The sequence below is a fragment of the Streptomyces sp. NPDC090021 genome (assembly GCF_044748225.1).
Taxonomy (GTDB): Bacteria; Actinomycetota; Actinomycetes; order Streptomycetales; family Streptomycetaceae; genus Streptomyces.
Genome location: NZ_JBIVFO010000018.1, coordinates 24459 through 43310 on the forward strand (window position 1 = coordinate 24459; position 18852 = coordinate 43310).

Here is an 18852-nt window from a genome sequence, read left to right on the forward strand (position 1 = left end):
CGTCAGGCCCGCGATACTTCGTCACGTGCGTCCAACGCCGAGATGATGGTGCGGAATTCACCGACCAGGGGGTGGTCGGGATGGGCTTCTGCAAATATGCGCTCGCCGTACAAGGAGGCCATTTCCGGCGAGTAGGGCAGGATTCCGGCCACGGGTGCCCCGTAGACCTCCTCCGAGCGCTGCCGGGCCGCCTCCCGGTCGATGCCCGCGGGTGCCATGCTGAGCACCAGGGTGCGGCGGCAGGCCAGGCGCCCGGCGAGGGCGATGGTCTCCTCGACCCCGGAGAGGTCGATCCGGTCCGCCCGGGCCATGATCATCAGTACGTCGGCGCTCGCCATCGCGGTCACCGACTCGTTGTTGAGCCCGGCGTGGGTGTCGAGCAGCAGCACGTCCAGCGCGTAGTGGCCGGTGAGCCGGTCGAAGCCCTCCGGGAGCAGGCCCACGTCGTAGCCGCCGGCCATCAGTTCCCGCAGCGCCGCGGTCCCGCTCCGGGCCGGTACGACGTACAGCCCGGGCACGCCGGCCCGCTGGGCGGTGGCCTCGATCTCGCACCGGCCGAGCAGGTAGTCGGCCAGCGAGGGTCCGGGGCCGAGCCGGAACAGCAGGTCCAGGGTGGGTGACTGGATGTCGGTGTCCACGACGCCCACCCGGCGTCCCCCGGCCGCGATGAGCAGCGCGAGGTTCGCCAGGACGGAGGACTTGCCCGTCCCGCCGCGGTGCGAGTGCGCCACGATGGTGCGGGCCATCTAGGCCACCACCCGGTGGCCGGGTCCGGGCGCGTACGGCCCCCGCGCCGTACGCGGCCGGTGCAGGGCGAGCATGGTGACGTCGTCGTGCTGTTCGGCGGTGCCCGTGTGCGCGCGCACCGCGAGGTCCATCCGGTCGACCACGTCCCTGCCGCTGACCGGTGGTCCGGCGAGCAGTTCCAGCATCCGTTCGTCGCCGAGGAAACTGCCGTTCGGACAGCGGGCCTCGGGCACTCCGTCGGTGAACACGAAGAGGGTGTCGCCCGGGTCGAGCTGGGCGTAGCCGAGCGTGTAGACGCAGTCGGGCAGGACCCCGACGGCCGGCCCGGTGATGTCCAGTGCGGCGGGCGGACTGCCGTCGGCGGGCAGCAGCAGGGGCGGGTTGTGGCCGCCGTTGATGTAGACGAGGCTGCCGGTGAGCGGGTCGAGCACCCCGAAGAACAGGGTGGCGAAGTACCCCTGCCGCAGGTGGTTGTTGGTGAGGTAGCCGTTGGTGGCGGTGACCGCGTTGAGCAGGGGTGTGGCACCGACCACCGGGATCCGCCGGCTGCCGCCGGCCCGTCCGGCGGCGACCAGGTGCTGCAGTCCGCTGTTCTGCGCGGTGTGCCGGAGCAGGGAGCGGATGAGCGCCATGAAGAGGGCGGCGCCGACCCCCTTGTCGCAGACGTCGGCGACGACGAAGGCCAGCCGGCGGCCGCGGGAGATCTCGAAGACGTCGTAGAAGTCCCCGGCGACCTGCCGGGCGGGCCGGAAGCGCACGTCGATCTCCCAGCCGTCGGGGACGGGCAGCGATTCGGGCAGGAAGCCCGCCTGGATCTCCCGGCCGATCTCCAGTTCCTTCTCGTAGCCCATGAGTTCGGCGCGGGCGTCGGCCTCCCGCAGGGTGCGGCCGAGTCCGGCGCGCTCCGAGCAGCTGTGCAGCCGGGCCCCGACCAGGGCGGGGAGGAAGGGCGGTACGAGGTAGTCGTGCCCGATCCGGACGTGCTCCTCCAGCGCGGCGAACTCCGTCACGGTCCAGACGACCACGATGGGGGCCCCGGCCCAGCGGCGCAGCCGGCGTACGGCCGTCCGTACGGCGTCCCCGTCGGACTCGGCCGGGGCGAGCAGCACGTCGGCGACGGGCAGCAGCTCCAGCGGGCCCTCGCGCAGCTCCGTCAGCGTGCGGCTGACGAGTGAGGCGTCCATCGTCCGCAGGGCGTCGAGCAGTTCGGGCGGTGGTGCCGGGTGCGCGTCGAGGATGATCACGGTCGTGGAGGGCATGGGTCCGTCCCCTCAGCCTTCACGGTCAGCGTGCTGATGTTGCGGCCGTCCCTGTGCGCATAGGCGAACTCGTCCACGCTGGTCAGGGCGAGGTGGATGCCGAGGCCGCCGATCCGCCGGTCCTGTGGGGGGACCCCCGGGCAGGGCGGCAGGCGGCCCGCGACGGGGTCGAAGGCGGGGGCGGAGTCCTCGATGGTGATCTGCACCCCGCCCGGGCCGGAGCGGCCGCGGACGGTGATCCGTCCGTCGCCGCCCCGGTACCCGTGCATCACGATGTTCGTGGCCAGTTCGTCGACGGCCAGCCGGAGCCGGTAGGCGGCGTGCCTGTCCAGCCCCGCCCGTCCGGCCAGCCGCAGGACGAACGCGGCGACGTCGCCCAGTGCCCCCACCGTCGCGGGCACCTCCAGGACCGCGGGCGTCCTCGCCAGCTCGACCATGTCACTCACGGTCGTCACTCGTCGGAGAGGACGATGCTGCGGTCGAGTCCGGCCGTCCGGATGGTCCGGGAGACGGGCTCGATGGCACCGACCACCTTGATGGTGACGTCGTCGGCGACCTTCTGCTGGGCGAAGACCAGGGAGCGCAGTCCGGCGCTGGCCATGTAGCCGACGCCGGCCATCCTGATCTCGACGGTGGTGGTGCCGTGTCCGGCGGCCTTCTCGATGGTGCGGTGGAAGTCCGGCGCGGTCTTGGCGTCCAGCTCGCCCGACAGTTCGATCACGGTGGTGTCGCCCTCGATGCTCAGGGACACGGAAAGCGGCATGTCAGGTCTCCTTCGGTCAGGGCGTGTCGGATGCGTCGGGGTCGTTCGTGCGGCCCACGAGGATCACCACCGACCGCGGGCCGATCAGGTACTTGCCGGCGTTGTCCAGCTCCGGCTCGGCCCCCGGGGTGTGGATGTCGTACGGCGCCTCGGCGCCGGTGTCGGCGAACAGGTGCCAGCTGCGTCCGCCGGGCAGGGCCGGGAGTTCCAGGTCGTGCGACTCCCAGTGCGCGTTCATGGCCACGTACACCACGTCGTCGTCGCCGGCGCCGCAGCGGGCGACCGCCACCAGCCGGCTGTCGGCCGACCAGTCGGGCTGCCAGGCCCGTTCCCCGTGCCAGCTGATGTCGGGCAGGCCGAGGGTGTCCCGGACCCGTCCGGTGGGGTGGCAGGTGGAGCGCAGCTCGCGGTGGCGCTTTCGGAAGGCGATCATCTCGCGGGTGAAGCGGAGCAGTTCGGCGTTGTCGTCGACCTGGTCCCAGTCGAACCAGGACAGTTCGTTGTCCTGGCAGTAGGTGTTGTTGTTGCCCTGCTGGGTCCTGCCGACCTCGTCGCCGGAGAGCAGCATCGGGATGCCCTGGCTGGTCAGGAGGATGGCGAGGGCGTTCTTCATCTGCCGGGTGCGCAGGGCGTTGATCTCCGGGTCGTCGGTGGGACCCTCGGCGCCGCAGTTCCAGCTGTTGTTGTCGTTGGCGCCGTCGTTGTTGCCCTCGCCGTTGGCCTCGTTGTGCTTGTCGTTGTAGGAGACCAGGTCGGCGAGGGAGAAGCCGTCGTGCGCGGTCAGGAAGTTGACCGAGGCGGCGGTGCCGCGGCTGGAGTAGAGGTCGGGCGAGCCGGCGATGCGGGTGGCCAGTTCGCCGGTGACCCCGGGGTCGCCCTTGAGGAAGCGGCGCACGGTGTCGCGGTACTTGCCGTTCCACTCCGCCCAGCGGCCGTACGCCGGGAAGTTGCCGACCTCGTAGAGGCCGCCGGCGTCCCAGGCCTCGGCGATGAGCTTGGTGTGCCGCAGGACCGGGTCGTAGGCGAGCAGTTCCAGGAGCGGCGGGTTGGGCAGCGGGGTGCCGTCCAGGGACCGGCCGAGGATGGCGGCGAGGTCGAAGCGGAACCCGTCGATGTGGTAGTCGGCGACCCAGTGGCGCAGGCAGTCGAGGACGAAGTTGCGCACGACGGGGTGGTTGCAGTTGACCGTGTTGCCGGTGCCGCTGAAGTTGAAGTAGTACCCCTCGGGCGTGAGCATGTAGTAGGTGGCGTTGTCGAGTCCCTTGAAGGAGATCGTCGGCCCCTGCTCGTTGCCCTCGGCGGTGTGGTTGAAGACGACGTCGAGGATGACCTCGATGCCGGCCGCGTGCAGGTCCTTGATCAGGGTGCGGAACTCGTCGCCCTGCATGCCGTAGCGTCCGGTGGCCGCGTAGCCGGCCTTGGGCGCGAAGAAGGAGACGGTGTTGTAACCCCAGTAGTCGAAGAGCTTCTCGCCCGTCTCCGGGTTGGAGCGCGGGTTGTCGCTCTCGTCGAACTCGAACACGGGCAGCAGTTCGATGCAGTTGACCCCGAGTTCCTTCAGGTACGGGATCTTCTCGCGCAGCCCGGCGAACGTGCCGGGTGCGGTGACGCCCGAGTTGGGGTGCCGGGTGAAGCCGCGCACGTGGGCCTCGTAGACGACGAGGTCTTCGGCGGGGATGCCCAGCGGGGTGTCGTCGCCCCAGTCGAAGTCCTGGAGGCAGACGCGGGAGCGGTACTGGTAGCCGCGGCTGTAGTCCGGCTCCACTCCCCACACGTCACGGCCCGCGATCAGCCGGGCGTAGGGGTCGGAGAGGACCTGGCGGGCGTCGAAGCGGTGGCCGGTGACCGGGTCGTAGGGGCCGTCGGCCCGGTACCCGTACTCGATGTTCTCGTGGTCGAGGCCGAAGACGGTCATGGCGAACACGCTGCCGGTGCGGAACTCCTCCGGGAACTCCAGTTCGGCCATCGGCTCGGGCGCTCCGCGCTCGTAGATGACCAGGGTCATGGAGGTGGCCTGGTCGGAGAAGACGGAGAAGCTGACGCCGCCGGGAACCACGTTGGCCCCGAAGGGGAACGGTTTGCCCGCGCGGACGCGGTACCCGCCCACCTCGTGGGTCGGGTACGCGTCGACGCGCAGGACCTGCTCGGACCGGGTCTCGCTCATCGCGCGGCCCTGGCCCTGGCGGCGGCCGCGGCGGCCTCGCCGGTCTCGAAGAAGTCGAGGAATCCGGTCGCCGACATCACGAACCTGACTTCCTCGCTCACCCCGTAGAGGGTGACGGCCACGCCGGCGTGCTGGGCCTCGCGGTAGACGACGAGCAGGGTGCGCAGGCCCGCGCTGGAGACGTAGGTCACCGCCGTGAGGTCGATCCGCAGCGGCTTGCCCTCGCGGACCAGCGGCAGCAGGGCCTGGAGCAGCGTGCCGGACGTCTCGCTGTTGATCTCGCCGGTGGCGACGAGCACGGTGCCCGTCTTGTTCCGGCGTTCCTTGACGTTGAGAGTCATTGCCTTCCCCTCTGGTTGGGGCGCCCCCCGTTGAGCGCTACTGCTTGGCCGTGGGCCGCAGCCGGACCTTGACCTTGACCCGGCCCTGGACGTCGGGCAGGCGCACGGTGAGCGCCTCCGCGTCGAAGTCGGTGTAGGGCTTCTCGTCGATCTCCACGGACGCGATCCGCACCGCGCCGGCGGGCAGCAGGTCGGGCGAGACGCGCAGGATCCGGTCCGGCAGGCCGGTCGGGTCGGGCTGGAAGTGGAAGTCCATCTCCCGGCCGTTGATGAGCAGGTTGTTGTAGACGGCGGCGAGGTAGCAGAGCTCCGCCGAGTGGTACATGGACATCGAGTGGCTGCCCTTGAGCCGCTCGGTGCCGAGCAGGTACGGCGTCCCGCCGGCCAGGACGTTGAAGTAGACGGCGCCCTCGTCGTGGTCGAGGAAGAAGGTGTTGTAGAAGGCCTGCGCCTGCCGGGCCTCGCGCAGGTTCGCGTCGCCGCCGACCGTGCCGTTCAGGATCAGGTAGGCGAGGATCGCCTGCTCCTGCTGCCACCAGGCCTTGCGGTCGTGCCAGGCGAAACGATACGCCTCCTGGTCGCCCTGCTTCACGCGCTCCACGACGTCGTACCAGCCGCCGCGCTGCACGTCGCTGCCCACCGCCGGCATGATCTCGCCGATCTTCCTGGCGAGCTCCTCGTACGCCGGCTTGGCCTTCAGCGAGTTCATCCGCATCAGGTTCCAGGCGATCTTCAGGTTGTGGCCGACGACCGCGCGGTCCTGCTGCCAGCTGTGCGCCTTGTCGTGCGACCAGTCGCGCATGAAGCGCTCCTGGACGAAGGGGCTGTTCTTGTAGTCCGGGAACTTGTCCGCGATCGTGTCGAAGGTGTACTCAAGGAAGTCGGCGTACTTCTGGTCGCCCGTCGCCAGGTACAGGTTGATCAGGTAGGCGGGGGCGTGGTCGCCAACCGAGTTCCAGTTCTTGCGCTCGGCGTTCTCGCCGAGGGACTCGTGGTCCGCGCTGAACAGGATCGGGTCGATGTGGGAGTAGTAGCCGCCCAGCTCCGGGTCGAAGAAGAACTTGTCGAACAGCCGGATCGTGGCGTCCGCGTCGTTCTTGATCCGGATGTCGCCGGTGACCCGGTAGGTCTGGATCGGGCCGGCCAGCGCGTAGATCTGCTCGTACATCGGGATCGCGTCGTAGTCGTCGGAGAACTCCGAGGTGAACAGCTTGCGCTCGCTGTCCCCGTCGACGCTGATGCCGTGGTACCAGAAGACCACGTCCTCCTCGCCGTCCACGACCCGCATGTGCTTGCGCAGGTACTCGGTGCCCCGCTCGGCGACCTCCAGGTACTCGTCCTTGCCGGTCAGCAGGTAGGCCGAGGCCATCCCGTAGACCAGACGGGAGATCGTGTCGGTCTCCTGGACGTGGCTGGCGGTCTTGTCACCGCCGAGCCGGATCTCGGTGCGGTACTCGGTGAAGTCCACCGGCCCGTCGCCGAACTGCGCCCGCTTGTAGAAGTCGGCCAGCGACTCGATCTGCTTGATCCACCAGCTGCCCTCCTCGAAGCGGTAGTCCTCGGCCCCGCGGCCCAGGAACACCAGGCGCTTGGCGTCGAACCGGCCGCCGTGCTCCGGGTAGTGGACGCCGTGGACGAAGAGGAACCGGCCCGGCGAGAGCATCTCGTCGATGTGCCCGGAGGCGTCGATGTAGGGCTCGTCCAGGTTGCGGACCAGCTCCGCGCTGGGGTCACCGGCCAGCGAGACGGCGAACTCGCGGTCGTCCGAGGTCTTCAGCCGCAGCAGGCGGGTACCGGAGTCGAAGCGGACGACGTAGCCCGCGATGGTGTCGGAGAAGGAGAAGCTCACGGCGTCCGCCATGTCATGCACCGTCCTTGTCGTGAGTGCTGTCGTCCTCGTATCCCTGGCTCACCTCGACGATCACCCCGTCGGGGTCGCGGACCCACACGGTCCGCCAGCCGCAGATGAAGTCGTCGAAGTCCAGCGGCCCCAGGGTCACTTCCGCCGCGTCGCCCAGGTCGGCCAGGAAGGCGTCCACGCTGTCGGTCCGGAACGCCAGGTGGCGCATCCGGCCCGGGGCCTGCGGCCCGTCGTCGTGCGCCGTGCGGGCCGGAGCGGTGTCCGCCGCGAAGAGCTCCAGGTACGCGTCCCCCTTGCGCAGGAACACGATCCGGGACTCCCCGAGGTCGACCACCCGGGCCCGGGAGAAGCCGAAGTACCGGGTGTAGAAGTCCTCGGTGGTCTTCTGGTCCACGCAGTTCAAACCGACGTGCGACCACTCCATCGGCAGGTCCGCGGCGCCCGGCATCAGGGGGCACCTCCCAGCGGTGGCTGCGGGACGGCTCCCCGGCCCCGGCCGGCCGCGATCAGCTCGATGATCCGGCGGGCGAACAGGTGGTGGTGCGCGCCGGTGCGGCCGGTGACCAGGTCGCCGTCGACGACCACGTCCTCGTCGACGTACTCCCCGCCCATGTTGCGGACGTCGCCGATCAGGTTGTTGTGGCAGACCACCTTGCGGCCGCGGATCTTCCCGGGGATCGAGGACGCCAGCCACATGCCGTGGCAGATGATCCCCTTGAGGACCGTCGGCTCCTCGAAGGCCCGGCGCAGCAGCTCGGTCGCCGGGGCGAGGACGTCCACGTCCTCGGTGTAGCGCAGCCGGTCGGCCACCATGCCCGAGGGCACGATGATCGCCGCGTACCGGCGCAGCTCCTCGTCGCTCAGCCCCTCCAGGGACCGGTCGACGGTGAAGGGGGCCCGGTACTCGTGCCCGGTGAAGGTGAGGGAGCCGTTGCCCCACAGCCGGGTCAGGAAGTCGACCTCGGCGCCCTCCTCGGCGAACCGGTGCCGGTAGTAGAAGATCTCCGGCTCGTAGTAGTCGCTCTCGACCAGGACCGCGATCCGGGTCCCCGACAGGGCGCCCTCGCGCAGGACGGCATCAGACACGGGAGGTCCCCCTCAGGAAGTCCGCCGCACGCTCGGCGATCATCGCGATGGCGGTGTGGCAGTTGCCCGACGGGACCGCGGGCATCACGCTCGCGTCCACCACGCGCAGGTTCCGTACGCCGTGAACCCGCAGCTGCGGGTCGACGACGGAGAAGTCGTCGATGCCCATGCGGCAGGAGCCGGCCTGGTGGTGGTAGCTCTCCGACTTCTGCTTCACGAAGGTCCGCAGGTCGTCGTCGCTCGTGTAGCCGGGGCCGGGCTGCAGCTCCTGCTTGTACCAGGGTGAGAACGCCGAGGTCGCGAAGATGTCCCGGGCGATCCTGACGCCCTGCACCATGCGTTCCAGGTCCCAGCGGTCGCCCAGGTAGTTCGGGTTGATCAGCGGGTGGGCCAGCGGATCGGCGCTCGCCAGCCTGATCCAGCCGCGCGAGACCGGGCGTACGACACCGGGCAGGATGCTCACCGTGTTCGGGTGGTCCTTGCCGACGATCACGTCGAAGGGCACGTGGACGAAGGCGATCTGCAGGTCGGGGGCGGGCAGCCCCGGCTGCGAGGACAGGAACAGAGCGCTCTCGGAAAGATTCTGCGCGGGCGGCGGGAGCTCCTGGGTGACCTCGGCCATCAGCCCGGTCAGGACGTGGTTGTGGAAGTTCTCGCCGACCCCGGGCAGGGCCGCGGTGACCTCGATGCCGTGCTCGCGCAGCTGCTCGGGGTGGCCGATGCCGGAGAGCAGCAGCAGCTTCGGCGACTCGATCGCCCCGGCGGCCACGAGCACCTCGCGCCGGGCCCGTACGGTGTGCGGCCCGGGCGCGGCGACACGGCTGTGGCCGTCGCGGACGGTCCGGCCGGGGACATCACTGTCCGAAAGCGTCGCAGGAGGCTGGAGCTGCACGTACTCGACGCCCGTGCAGGTGTCCCCGTCGAAGAGCAGCCGGGTGCTCTGCGCGTTGGTGCGCAGGGTCAGGTTCGGCCGGTCGAGGGCCGGCTCCAGATAGGCGGCCAGTGCTCCCTGGCGGCGGCCGTCGGCGACGTCGATGTGGTGCCAGCCGGTGCCGAACAGGCCGCGCCGGGGCCCGTCGGTGTTGAAGTCGGCGATCTCCTCGTGGCCCAGTTCGACGGCCGCGTCGATGAAGGCGCGGGAGACCGGGTTGGGGCCGTGCAGCCCGGCGTTGGTGACCCGCTGCGGGCCGCGGGTGCCGGTGGTGGGGGCGGTGACGTCCTCCTGGCGCTCCAGCAGGGCGAAGTACGGGAGCACGTCCTCGTACGCCCAGCCGGCCGCGCCCTGGTAGGCCCAGTTGTCGAAGTCCGAGGCGTGGCCCCGGATGTGCATCATGATGTAGAGGTTGCTGCTGCCGCCGGGGGCCTTGCCACGCGGCTCGTAGGTACGGCGGCCGTCGAGCCCCGGCTGCGGTGTGCTGGTGTAACCCCAGTCCACCGGCCCGCCGAGGAGCTTGTACCAGGAGGACGGGTCGTCCACCTCGGGCGGGATCCGGGAGCCGCCCGCCTCCAGGACGAGGACGCTGACGTCCGGGTCCTCCGAGAGCCGGTTCGCCAGCACACTGCCCGCGGTGCCCGAGCCCACGACGATGTAGTCGTACTCTTCCACGCTCACGCCTCCCGCCTCAGTCCTGGCTCAGCACCTGGAAGGGGACCGTGTCGTGGTAGTTCGCCATGTAGGCGATCTTTCCGTCCGCGATCCGGAAGAAGTTCATGACCTCGGCCTCGATGGGCTCGCCCGAGGCGCTGACCGCGGTCAGGTGGGAGACGGCCGCGGCCTTCTCGCCGTCGACGAGGAAGTGCACGGGCTCGTTGCGGAAGACCCGGTACATGGTCCCCATGCCCTTCATCATCGAGCGGAGCACCTCCAGACCCTCGATGTGGCCGGCGAGCTGCTCGTCCATGACCTGGTCCTCGGCGAACAGGTCGCACCAGCGCTCCCAGTCCCCGGCGTTGGCGTACTCGTAGTACTTCTGCAGGATCTGTCGTGCGTCCATCGCGCTCATCCCCCCTCTATCGGTCCCTGCGGGTTCCGTCCGGCGCGAACGGCGCCCAGAACTGGCTGAAGGCGGTCGCCGAGTCCCCGAAGAGCCCGTCGCGGCCCTCGACGATCCGGCCGTCCCGCCACCGCATGAAGTGGAAGACCGGGTAGTCCATCCGCTCGTACGGGGACCCGCTCGCGTCGGCCGCGCCGGCCCGCAGGGCGACGTTGCGGCACACGTCGGCCGAGCAGTCCTCGCCGACCAGCACCGCCTCCAGGTCCATCCGGAAGGTGCCGCCCGTGAGCTTGTGGGTCTGCCCCATCAGCTCCAGGAAGGCGTCCAGGCTCTCGTACCAGCCGGCCAGCGGGTGGTTGCCCGGGACCAGCCAGCGCAGGTCCTCGGAGTAGTACTCCAGGATCCGTGCCCGGTCGCCGGAGCCGAGGGCCGCGTAGGCCTCCCGGACCCGCTCCCGCGTCACTTCGGTCATCGTCGCTCCTCCTTCACCGCGGTCGCGGTGGCGGTCGCGGTCACAGGGAGCCGGAACCGGGCATCGGCGCCAGGTCGTTGACGGTGTACTGCTGGATCAGCGGTCCGTCGGGGCCGGCGACCACCGTCCAGGTCTGGTCGGCGTCGAAGCCGAGCCACTGGCTGCGGGCGGCCGGCGGGTCCCAGATCCTGGCCTGCCAGTTGACGAGGACCCGGACGACCGCCCGGTCGCCCTCGATGACGGGCTCCACCTTCGTGACCGTGTGGACCTCGTCGAAGAAGCGGTGGGTGACGGCCTCGTACCAGCGGCCGAAGCCCTCGTGTCCGAGGAAGGTGTCCTCGGGGACCTTGAACTCCAGGTCCTCGGTGATCAGGGCGAGCACATCGGCCAGGCCCACGTGCTGGTCCAGCGCCACGTACCAGTTCTCGGCGAACGTGCGGATCGTGTCCTCGGTCAGCTGCCGCTCGGCGGGCATGCGGTCTCCTCCTGTTCCGTCTGTTGCGCCTGTCGCGCCTGTCGCGCCTGTCGCGTCTGTTCCGTTCGCATGCGGTCAGATCTGGACGTCCACGAGGAACGGCCCGGGGTGGGACAGCATCCGGCCCACCGCGGCGACCGCCTCGTCCGGCTTCTCCACCCGCATCCCGTCGGCGCCGAGCGAGCGGGCCAGTCCGGCGAAGTCGATCTCGGGGTGCGAGAGGTCGAAGGAGCCCGGGAAACCGTGCTCGGGAATGTCCCGCTCCCGCCAGTACTGGGCGATGTTGTCGTCCAGCAGCCGGTACTTGCGGTTGTTGCAGACGACGAACTTCGCGTCGATGCCGTGCCGGGCCGCGGTCCACAGCGCCTGGTAGGTGTACATGGACCCGCCGTCGCCCGCGAAGCCCACGACGAGCCGCTCCGGACGGGCCAGCTTCGCGCCGACCGCCCCCGGGAAGCCCACGCCGAGCGATCCGCCCCGGGTGAGGTGGTAGTCGCCGGGGCGCTCCGCCGGCAGGTACCGGGTGACCAGCGGCGAGGTGGTCAGCGCCTCGTCGAAGACGATCAGGTCCCCGCCGGTGCGCTCGGCCAGGGTCCGCAGGAAGACGGCCATCGGCGTGCCGTCGTCCTCGGCGGCCGAGCCCGCCGCCCGGGCCCGCTCCCGGGTCCGTACGTCGAGCCGGGCGGCCGCGGCGGCCCGGCGCTGCGGGGTCAGCTGCCGCTGCAGCACCCCGGCCAGCGCGTGCAGCGCCTGCCGGGGGTCGGCGGCCAGGCCCAGGTCCACCGGATGGTTCTTGGCGATCTCGTAGGCGTTGAGGTCGATGTGGACGACCTTCGCTCCCGCCCGGAAGGGGCTCTCCAGCTCGGGGAACACCTCAGGGAAGACGTAGGTGCCCACGATCAGCACCCCGTCGGCGTCGCCGATCAGCTCCTTGCTGTGCGGGCCGAACATGTGGCCCGTCTGGCCGCGCCGCAGCGGGTGCGAGGCCGCGATGTTCACCTCGGAGGAGTCGACCTCGTACACGTCGGCGCCCAGCAGCTCGGCGACGGCGACCAGCTCGCGCTGCGCCCCGGAGAGCGCCACCCCGTCCCCGACCAGCACGACCGGCCGCTCGGCGGAGGCGAGCAGTTCGGCGGCCCGGCCCACCGACGCCGGTGAGGGCGCCACGTCCGTGAGCGGGACCGTGGCCGGCAGCACGGGCTCGGAGTTCAGCTCGTCCAGCACGTCCATCGGCAGCGCGACGAACACGGGCCCGCGGGGCGGGGTGAGTGCGATCTTCACGGCCCGCCGGACCGTGCGCAGCACCGAGCGCGGATCGGTGACGCGGGTCGCGTACTTGGTCACGGGCCTGGCCATCGCCACCAGGTCGGACGCCATCTGCGCGTCCATGGCGTCGTAGCGCACCCCGGCGTCGCCGGCGACGACGACGAGCGGGGTGTGGCCGCGCAGCGACTGGTAGAGCATCCCGATGCCGTTGCCGAGGCCCACCCCGGAGTGGAGCTGGAGCAGGGCCGCGCCGCCGGTCGCCCGGGCGTACCCGTCGGCGATGCCGGCGGCCACGGTCTCCTGGAGGGCGAGGACGTAACCGAAGTCCGCCGCCGCGTCCACCGCGTCGAGGAATCCCTGTTCCACCGTCCCCGGATTTCCGAACATCACCTTCAGGCCGTCGGCCTTGAACTGCTCGATCAGCCTTTCCCGTCCGGGAGTGGCTTCCATGAATTCCCCCTCGACCATTCGATTTCCCGGCGTTTTCCGGGACTACCAGCCGTATCGGGTGAGCCCGTCCTCCAGGACCTCCACGATCTTCTGTCCCGTCAGATAGGAGTCGGGGGTGGAACGTCCGGTGACGAAGGGGAAGTCGACGATCACCGAGACGGGTTTGCCGAAGTTCCCGTGGTACGCGCCGCGCGGCCCCGTCGCGTCGCGCAGGATGTACTCAAGCGGGTACGGCGGCGGCCCCATGTTGAAGTCGGTACCGAGGAATCCGGTGCCGTCCTTGTAGTCGTACTCCTTGCAGTGGCCGGTCACGTGCTTGCCCCAGATGATGCTCCTGCGGTCGTCCCAGTCCCGGGCGAAGGCCAGGCAGGCGACCCCGTAGCACTCGGCGGCCACGACCTTGCCGGCCTTCCGGAAGGCCAGGATCAGGGCGTGCACGCGCTCGTTGTTGGCGAGGTCGGCGATCGGGCCGCTGCCGCCGACGATGAGGACCGCGTCGTATCCGGCGATGTCGGCGTCGAGCTTGTCGAGGTCGCGGTGGTACTGCTCCAGCTTGGGCAGGTAGGCCGCGTCGCTCGTGTACGGGCGCTCGGGCACCCACGCCTCGATGTCGAGCGGTGAGTCCAGCCGGCTCGACTGTTCGAACTCGCGTCCCAGCCTGGCGTTCTCCTCGGTGGTCACCGAGCGTCCGAGGGGCGGGTCGATGTACTTCGCGTCGAGGCTCGGCGGAAGCGCGTGCGCACGCTTCCCGGTCGGCGTGGCGAATATGACCTCGTAGCCCCGCTCGTCGAACTTCGAGACGGGCCCTATCAGTTCTTCGGCCCAGTAACCGTGTTCGGAGACAATGACCAGAATCTTTCTGCTCACGTATTCCTCCAGCGCCGCCTGTTGTCGTTGGCGTTCCCCACACTGGCCGGGCCCGGGGCCTTCGTCAAAGCCCCGGCATGCGACTTCGTGAGGTAGCGGTACGGGCGACGGCGGCACTTCAGGAAGTCGTTCTCGGACGTCATGAAGTACCTCCAGGACTACCTGACTTCGGCTGAATCGGTGAACCATTTCGCGGGGCCCGGCCTAAGGTCTGGACGCGCCGTGAATCGCGGGCGCGCGAGCCGTGTTGCTGTGACGAGCATGAGCACGAGGAGAGGGACGGCGACGATGACGATGGACCTGCTGTGCACACACATCGATCGGATACGCCCGGTGGAGCCCACCGCGGCGGGCTGTGAGGAGTGCCTCCTCGCCGGCGACACCTGGGTGCACCTGAGGCTGTGCCTGACCTGCGGACACGTCGGATGCTGCGACTCGTCGAGGAACCGTCACGCCACCCGGCACTACCGGACCACCGAGCACCCGATCGCGGCCTCCCACGAGCCGGGCGAGGACTGGGCCTGGTGCTACACCGACCAGCAGATGCTGGACCTCGCATGAGCACGGCCCGGGAGAGCTCCCCCGCACCCGCCGCCCCCGCCGCGTCCCCGGCCGCCACCGAGCGTGCGGAGAGCCGCAAGCCGGTGATCCTGGCCGTCGACGACGACCCGCAGGTGCTGCGCGCCGTCCGCCGGGACCTGCGCAGCGCCTACGGAGACCGCTACCGGGTCCTCGGCGCCTCCTCGGCCGCCGACGCCCTGAAGATCCTCGACTCCCTCGACGAGCGGGGCCACGACCCGGCCCTGTTCCTCGTGGACCAGCGCATGCCCGACGTGACCGGCGTCGAGTTCCTGCTGGAGGCGGTCAGCCGCTTCCCGGACGCCCGCCGGGTGCTGCTGACCGCGTACGCCGAGACCGACGCCGCGATCACCGCCATCAACCGGGTCCGGCTGGACTACTACCTGCTCAAACCGTGGGACCCGCCGCACGAGCGGCTCTTCCCCGTCCTGGACGACCTGCTCTCGGACTGGCTGGCGACCTACCGGCCCGCCTACGACGGGATCATCGTCGCCGGCCACCTGGTCTCCCCCGGCACCCACGCCGTACGGGACTTCTTCACCCGCAACGGCCAGCCGTTCCGCTTCCTCAACGTCGAGCGGGACCCCGAGGCGCTGACCCTGATCGCCGCCCAGCCCGACGGCGCCCTGCCCCTGGTCCGCTTCCCGGACGGGTCGGTGCTCTCGGCGCCGACCGACACCCAGCTCGCCCAGCGCCTGGGCCTGGCCACCACCGCCTCCCGCCCGCACTACGAGTGCGTCATCGTCGGCGCGGGCCCCGCGGGCCTGGCAGCCGGTGTCTACGCGGCCTCCGAGGGCCTGTCCACGCTGATGCTGGACTCCCGCGCTCCGGGCGGCCAGGCCGGCACCTCCAGCCTGATCGAGAACTACCTCGGCTTCCCCTCGGGCCTCTCGGGCGGCGACCTGACCCGCCGGGCGACCATCCAGGCCTCCCGGTTCGGCGCCGAGATCCTGCACCCGGTGGAGGTCGTCTCGCTGACCCGCGACGACCCGGCGAAGATCCTCACCCTCGCCGACGGCACGGAGATCTCCGCCGAGACGGTCCTGCTCGCGACCGGTGTCTCGTACAACCGGCTCGACGCGCCGGGCGCCGAGCGTTTCGAGGGGGCCGGCCTCTACTACGGCGCGGCGACCACCGAGAGCTCGGCCTGCATCTCCCAGCACGTGTTCATCGTGGGCGGGGCGAACTCGGCGGGGCAGGCCGCCGTGCACTTCGCCAAGTACGCCGCCCGCGTGACGATCCTGGTGCGCGCGTCCTCCCTGGACGCGAGCATGTCCCGCTACCTGATCGACGAGATCGAACGCACCCCGAACATCGAGGTCAGGGTCCACACCACGGTGGTCCGGCTGGACGGCGACGAGCACCTCGAACGGCTGACCCTCCACGACGCGGAGACGGGCCGCGACACCGAGATCCCGGCGCGCTTCATGTTCACCTTCATCGGGGCCCGCCCGCACACCGGCTGGCTCGCCGGCGTCGTCGAACGGGACGAGCACGGCTTCGTCCTCACCGGGTCGGACCTGATCGCGAACGGCGGCGAGCTCCCGGCCGAGTGGAGCCTGGAGCGCGCCCCCTACCCGCTGGAGACGAGCGTGCCCGGTGTCTTCGCCGCGGGCGACGTCCGCGCCCACTCGGTCAAGCGGGTCGCCTCGGGGGTGGGCGAGGGGGCCATGGCCGTCTCGCTGATCCACCGGTACCGCTCGATGGGCTGAGAGCGAACGCCCCGGTCCTTGCGATCAAGGCCGGGGCGGATGCAACGTTGATTACATGATTACAACCGAGCAGAACGAACAGCTCCGCGCCTGGTTCGCCGAGCGCCTGCCGGTCGACGTGTACGAGTCCCTCGTCTCGGTCACCACCGACCGCGAGGAGATCACGGTCGTCGGCACCGTCCCGGCGACCGAGTCGGTACGGGAGTTCCGGATACGCACCCGCGAGCAGCGCATCGAGGTGGCCCGCGAGGCCGAGGAGCTCTACCGCCGCAAGGTCGCCTGGGGGGTCCGGGTGGGTGACGAGACGACCCTCTTCACCCACCTCGCCGTCCCCGTCATGACCCGGCTGCGCCAGTCCGAGCGACAGGTCCTCGACACCCTGGTGGCCGGCGGCGTCGCCCGCAGCCGGGCCGACGCACTGGCCTGGTGCGTGCGCCTCGTCGGGCGCAACACCGACAGCTGGCTGGCGGAACTGCGCGAGTCCCTGGACCGGGTCGGCCGGGTCCGCGCGCAGGGTCCCGACGCCTCCGGCACGACCGACTCCATGAAGTCCGGGTCCGAATGACGAATCCGCCCCATGGCGACGTGTGATCGCGTAAGGCTGACCGAGACCTACACCCAGGGAGAGGTACGCACCATGACGACCACCGTCGAATACATCCGCTACCGGATCGCATTGGACGACCAGCAGGCCTTCGAGGACGCGTACGCCCGGGCGGCCGAGTCCCTGGCCGCCTCGCCCGAGTGCATCGACTACGAACTCGCCCGGTGCGAGGAGGAGAAGGAGCGCTACATCCTGCGGATCCGCTGGACCTCGGTCAAGGACCACCTGGAGGGCTTCCGCAAGGGGGAGCACTTCCCCGCCTTCTTCAGCGCGATCCGCCCGTACGTGACGGCCATCGAGGAGATGCAGCACTACCTCGTGACGGGCGTCGTGGGCACGGGGAAGGGCGCCGGACAGCGATGAGCACCACACCCACCATCTACGAGTGGATGGGCGGGGCGGAGGCGATGAACCGCCTCACGGACGCCTTCTACGCCCACGCCCTCCAGGACGAGATCCTGGCCCCGGTCTTCGCGGGCATGGACTCGGAGCACCCGCAGCACGTGGCGGTCTGGCTGTCGGAGGTCTTCGGCGGCCCGGCGGACTACACCGCCCAGCACGGCGGCCACCAGCACATGGCCACCAAGCACCTGGGCCGGGCGATCACCGAGGAGCAGCGGCGCCGCTGGGTGGACCTGCTGATGGACACGGCCGACGAAGTCGGCCTCCCGACGGACCCCGAGTTCCGCGGGGTGTTCGCCTACTACATCGAGTGGGGGACCCGCATGGCCCTGATCTACTCGGGCCCCAACCCCCCGCCGGTCGACGCGGCCGAGATCCCGGTCTGGTCCTGGGGTCAGACCCCGCCCTGGATCCCCAGGACGGACTGAGCACGCCGGGACGGGCCGGCCGCGCCCCGCCCGCCCCACCCGGCTCCACCGCCGCACGAGGCGCGGGGCCGGGGAGGCCGGGGCCGAGCCCCGCTCCCTCAGCCCCGCCGGCCTTCGGGGCGGGGGTTCCGGGGCGGAGCCCCGGATACCGGCCCAGCCTCTGTTTCCGGCCCGGCCCCGGCTTCCGGCCCGGGCCCGGTTTCCGGCCCGGCCCCGGCTTCCGGTGCGGCCAGCACCACCACGAACGCGGGCTCACCGCCCCCGCTCCCCCGCCAGAAGTCCACCGCCTCCTCCAGCACCTCCACGAAGGTCTCCCACTCCGCAGGCCGCGCCCCCGCGTACTCCTGCCACGAGGTCACCGCCACCAGCCGCCCCGCGGCCTCCGGCAACCAGGTCAGGTCCTGCAGGACATCGACCAGCGCGTCCCAGTTCCCGCCGAACCACTGCGGCAGCCGCAAGGCCTCCCCGCACCGCGCCATCAGCCCGGCCTTGCCCCGTACCCCGTCCAGGTCCAGCCGCAGGGTCGTCCAGCCCGCCTCCTCGGCGGCGGCGAGCGCCGGGGCGAGCGGCCGCGGTGCGAGGGTCATCGGAGAACCGCCTTGAAGGTCTGGTAGTGGTCGTCGGTGTAGTAGAACTCCCCGCCCTCACCCGTCACGATCCGCCGGGCACCGCGGTCCCGCTCCCCCGGCGTGCGCACCGTGAACTCGTGGTAGTAGCCGCGCTTCTGGCGCGGCAGGACCTTCTCGAAGTTCCCGAAGACGGTGCCGTCCTGCCGGTACGGGTACGGGCCGCCCTTGTCGATCAGCGCGAGGGTGTCCCGCGCCTGCCGCGGCAGCGCGTCGGCCCGTACCACGGCCATCCCGCGCGCCCAGCCCGGAACCGCATCGGGCTCACCGCCGGGGTCCGTACGGGCGGGCCCGCTGGGAGCCGCGCCGAGGTCGGCACTGCCGCTGACGACGGCGGGGCCGGGTCCCCGAGCCCCGCAGCCCGCCACGGCGACGAGCGCGACACAGAGGAACACGGCCCCCAGCGAACGCAGCAGCCATCGGGGCACGTTCCGGAAGATCATGCACCGATCGTGCCAAAGATCCGATTCGCCCGCGAATCGCTCGGTCGCGTCAGAGCGCGGCCATCTTGCTGTAGGGACTCAGGATGCGCTTCTGGACCGAACCGAAGTCGACGAGAACGGCGATCCCCTCCTCGATTCCGACGACACGGCCGAGGCCGTGCTCGTCGTGGGTGACCCGGTCCCCGACGTTGAACTGCCGGACGGGCTGTTCCACGGGGGCCTTGAACGGGCTGGACGGCAAATGGCGGCGAGGCACTGCTGATTTTGTCATCGGAGTCAGTATGCGCCCAGCGGGCCGTCTCGCGACGGCCCT

Annotated in this window: 23 protein-coding genes; 5 read left to right on the top strand and 18 right to left on the bottom strand. The window is 70.6% G+C overall.

The window, feature by feature from the left end; translation table 11 throughout:
* Positions 1 to 2 precede the first annotated feature (2 nt).
* From ACIPXC_RS16480 to ACIPXC_RS16550, 15 genes are all read right to left on the bottom strand, one after another.
* On the bottom strand, positions 3 to 746 hold the full coding sequence (locus tag ACIPXC_RS16480; protein WP_401618015.1) for an AAA family ATPase: 744 nt from the start codon (positions 744 to 746) through the stop codon (positions 3 to 5).
* Positions 747 to 2006, bottom strand: coding sequence for a PP2C family protein-serine/threonine phosphatase (locus ACIPXC_RS16485; RefSeq protein ID WP_401618018.1), 1260 nt, complete (start codon positions 2004 to 2006; stop codon positions 747 to 749). It lies immediately after the preceding gene.
* Complete coding sequence (locus ACIPXC_RS16490; RefSeq protein WP_401618021.1) at positions 1988 to 2461, bottom strand: ATP-binding protein; 474 nt, start codon at positions 2459 to 2461, stop codon at positions 1988 to 1990. The genes ACIPXC_RS16485 and ACIPXC_RS16490 overlap by 19 nt, the downstream gene beginning before the upstream one ends.
* Positions 2458 to 2769 (bottom strand): STAS domain-containing protein, encoded by a 312-nt coding sequence (locus tag ACIPXC_RS16495; protein ID WP_030964503.1) that lies wholly within the window; start codon positions 2767 to 2769, stop codon positions 2458 to 2460. Before ACIPXC_RS16495 ends, ACIPXC_RS16490 begins: the two co-directional genes overlap by 4 nt.
* A 16-nt stretch (positions 2770 to 2785) precedes the next feature.
* Complete coding sequence (gene glgX, locus ACIPXC_RS16500; protein WP_401618024.1) at positions 2786 to 4933, bottom strand: glycogen debranching protein GlgX; 2148 nt, start codon at positions 4931 to 4933, stop codon at positions 2786 to 2788.
* On the bottom strand, positions 4930 to 5274 hold the full coding sequence (locus ACIPXC_RS16505; RefSeq protein ID WP_401618027.1) for an STAS domain-containing protein: 345 nt from the start codon (positions 5272 to 5274) through the stop codon (positions 4930 to 4932). The genes glgX and ACIPXC_RS16505 overlap by 4 nt, the downstream gene beginning before the upstream one ends.
* 37 nt (positions 5275 to 5311) lie before the next feature.
* Entirely contained in the window at positions 5312 to 7135 is a 1824-nt protein-coding gene (locus tag ACIPXC_RS16510) for an AGE family epimerase/isomerase (RefSeq protein ID WP_401618029.1), read from the bottom strand.
* A gap of 1 nt (position 7136) precedes the next feature.
* On the bottom strand, positions 7137 to 7583 hold the full coding sequence (locus tag ACIPXC_RS16515; protein WP_401618032.1) for a VOC family protein: 447 nt from the start codon (positions 7581 to 7583) through the stop codon (positions 7137 to 7139).
* On the bottom strand, positions 7583 to 8221 hold the full coding sequence (locus ACIPXC_RS16520; RefSeq protein ID WP_401618035.1) for a DJ-1/PfpI family protein: 639 nt from the start codon (positions 8219 to 8221) through the stop codon (positions 7583 to 7585). The genes ACIPXC_RS16515 and ACIPXC_RS16520 overlap by 1 nt, the downstream gene beginning before the upstream one ends.
* A complete protein-coding gene (locus ACIPXC_RS16525; protein WP_401618038.1) occupies positions 8214 to 9833 on the bottom strand; it encodes a GMC family oxidoreductase in 1620 nt (539 codons plus the stop codon). Before ACIPXC_RS16525 ends, ACIPXC_RS16520 begins: the two co-directional genes overlap by 8 nt.
* Positions 9834 to 9843: 10 nt before the next feature.
* Positions 9844 to 10215, bottom strand: a complete 372-nt coding sequence (locus tag ACIPXC_RS16530; RefSeq protein ID WP_401618041.1) for a nuclear transport factor 2 family protein — start codon at positions 10213 to 10215, stop codon at positions 9844 to 9846.
* A gap of 16 nt (positions 10216 to 10231) precedes the next feature.
* Positions 10232 to 10687, bottom strand: coding sequence for a nuclear transport factor 2 family protein (locus tag ACIPXC_RS16535; RefSeq protein WP_030964493.1), 456 nt, complete (start codon positions 10685 to 10687; stop codon positions 10232 to 10234).
* Between the two features lie 40 nt (positions 10688 to 10727).
* Positions 10728 to 11162 carry a nuclear transport factor 2 family protein gene (locus ACIPXC_RS16540; RefSeq protein ID WP_401618044.1) on the bottom strand — a complete coding sequence of 145 codons (435 nt, stop codon included), beginning with the start codon at positions 11160 to 11162 and terminating at the stop codon, positions 10728 to 10730.
* A gap of 75 nt (positions 11163 to 11237) precedes the next feature.
* Positions 11238 to 12878, bottom strand: coding sequence for a thiamine pyrophosphate-binding protein (locus ACIPXC_RS16545; RefSeq protein ID WP_401618047.1), 1641 nt, complete (start codon positions 12876 to 12878; stop codon positions 11238 to 11240).
* A 42-nt stretch (positions 12879 to 12920) separates the two neighbouring features.
* A complete protein-coding gene (locus ACIPXC_RS16550) occupies positions 12921 to 13745 on the bottom strand; it encodes a type 1 glutamine amidotransferase domain-containing protein (protein ID WP_030964488.1) in 825 nt (274 codons plus the stop codon).
* Between the two features lie 261 nt (positions 13746 to 14006).
* Here ACIPXC_RS16550 and ACIPXC_RS16555 point away from each other — a divergent pair, with 261 nt between their 5' ends.
* From ACIPXC_RS16555 to ACIPXC_RS16575, 5 genes are all read left to right on the top strand, one after another.
* Positions 14007 to 14306, top strand: a complete 300-nt coding sequence (locus ACIPXC_RS16555) for a UBP-type zinc finger domain-containing protein (protein WP_401618051.1) — start codon at positions 14007 to 14009, stop codon at positions 14304 to 14306.
* Complete coding sequence (locus tag ACIPXC_RS16560) at positions 14303 to 16036, top strand: FAD-dependent oxidoreductase (RefSeq protein WP_401618053.1); 1734 nt, start codon at positions 14303 to 14305, stop codon at positions 16034 to 16036. The genes ACIPXC_RS16555 and ACIPXC_RS16560 overlap by 4 nt, the downstream gene beginning before the upstream one ends.
* Before the next feature lie 55 nt (positions 16037 to 16091).
* Entirely contained in the window at positions 16092 to 16601 is a 510-nt protein-coding gene (locus ACIPXC_RS16565; protein WP_401618056.1) for a hypothetical protein, read from the top strand.
* A gap of 72 nt (positions 16602 to 16673) precedes the next feature.
* Positions 16674 to 17003, top strand: coding sequence for a putative quinol monooxygenase (locus ACIPXC_RS16570; protein ID WP_401618059.1), 330 nt, complete (start codon positions 16674 to 16676; stop codon positions 17001 to 17003).
* Positions 17000 to 17470, top strand: a complete 471-nt coding sequence (locus ACIPXC_RS16575) for a group II truncated hemoglobin (RefSeq protein WP_401618062.1) — start codon at positions 17000 to 17002, stop codon at positions 17468 to 17470. The genes ACIPXC_RS16570 and ACIPXC_RS16575 overlap by 4 nt, the downstream gene beginning before the upstream one ends.
* 98 nt (positions 17471 to 17568) lie before the next feature.
* On the opposite strand, the gene ACIPXC_RS16580 is transcribed toward ACIPXC_RS16575, so the two are convergent.
* The 3 genes from ACIPXC_RS16580 to ACIPXC_RS16590 are packed head-to-tail and all read right to left on the bottom strand — an operon-like array spanning position 17569 to position 18810.
* Positions 17569 to 18057 (bottom strand): barstar family protein, encoded by a 489-nt coding sequence (locus tag ACIPXC_RS16580; RefSeq protein ID WP_401618065.1) that lies wholly within the window; start codon positions 18055 to 18057, stop codon positions 17569 to 17571.
* A complete protein-coding gene (locus ACIPXC_RS16585; protein WP_401618068.1) occupies positions 18054 to 18539 on the bottom strand; it encodes a ribonuclease domain-containing protein in 486 nt (161 codons plus the stop codon). The genes ACIPXC_RS16580 and ACIPXC_RS16585 overlap by 4 nt, the downstream gene beginning before the upstream one ends.
* A gap of 49 nt (positions 18540 to 18588) precedes the next feature.
* Positions 18589 to 18810 (bottom strand): CarD family transcriptional regulator, encoded by a 222-nt coding sequence (locus tag ACIPXC_RS16590; RefSeq protein ID WP_386461718.1) that lies wholly within the window; start codon positions 18808 to 18810, stop codon positions 18589 to 18591.
* Positions 18811 to 18852: the final 42 nt, after the last annotated feature.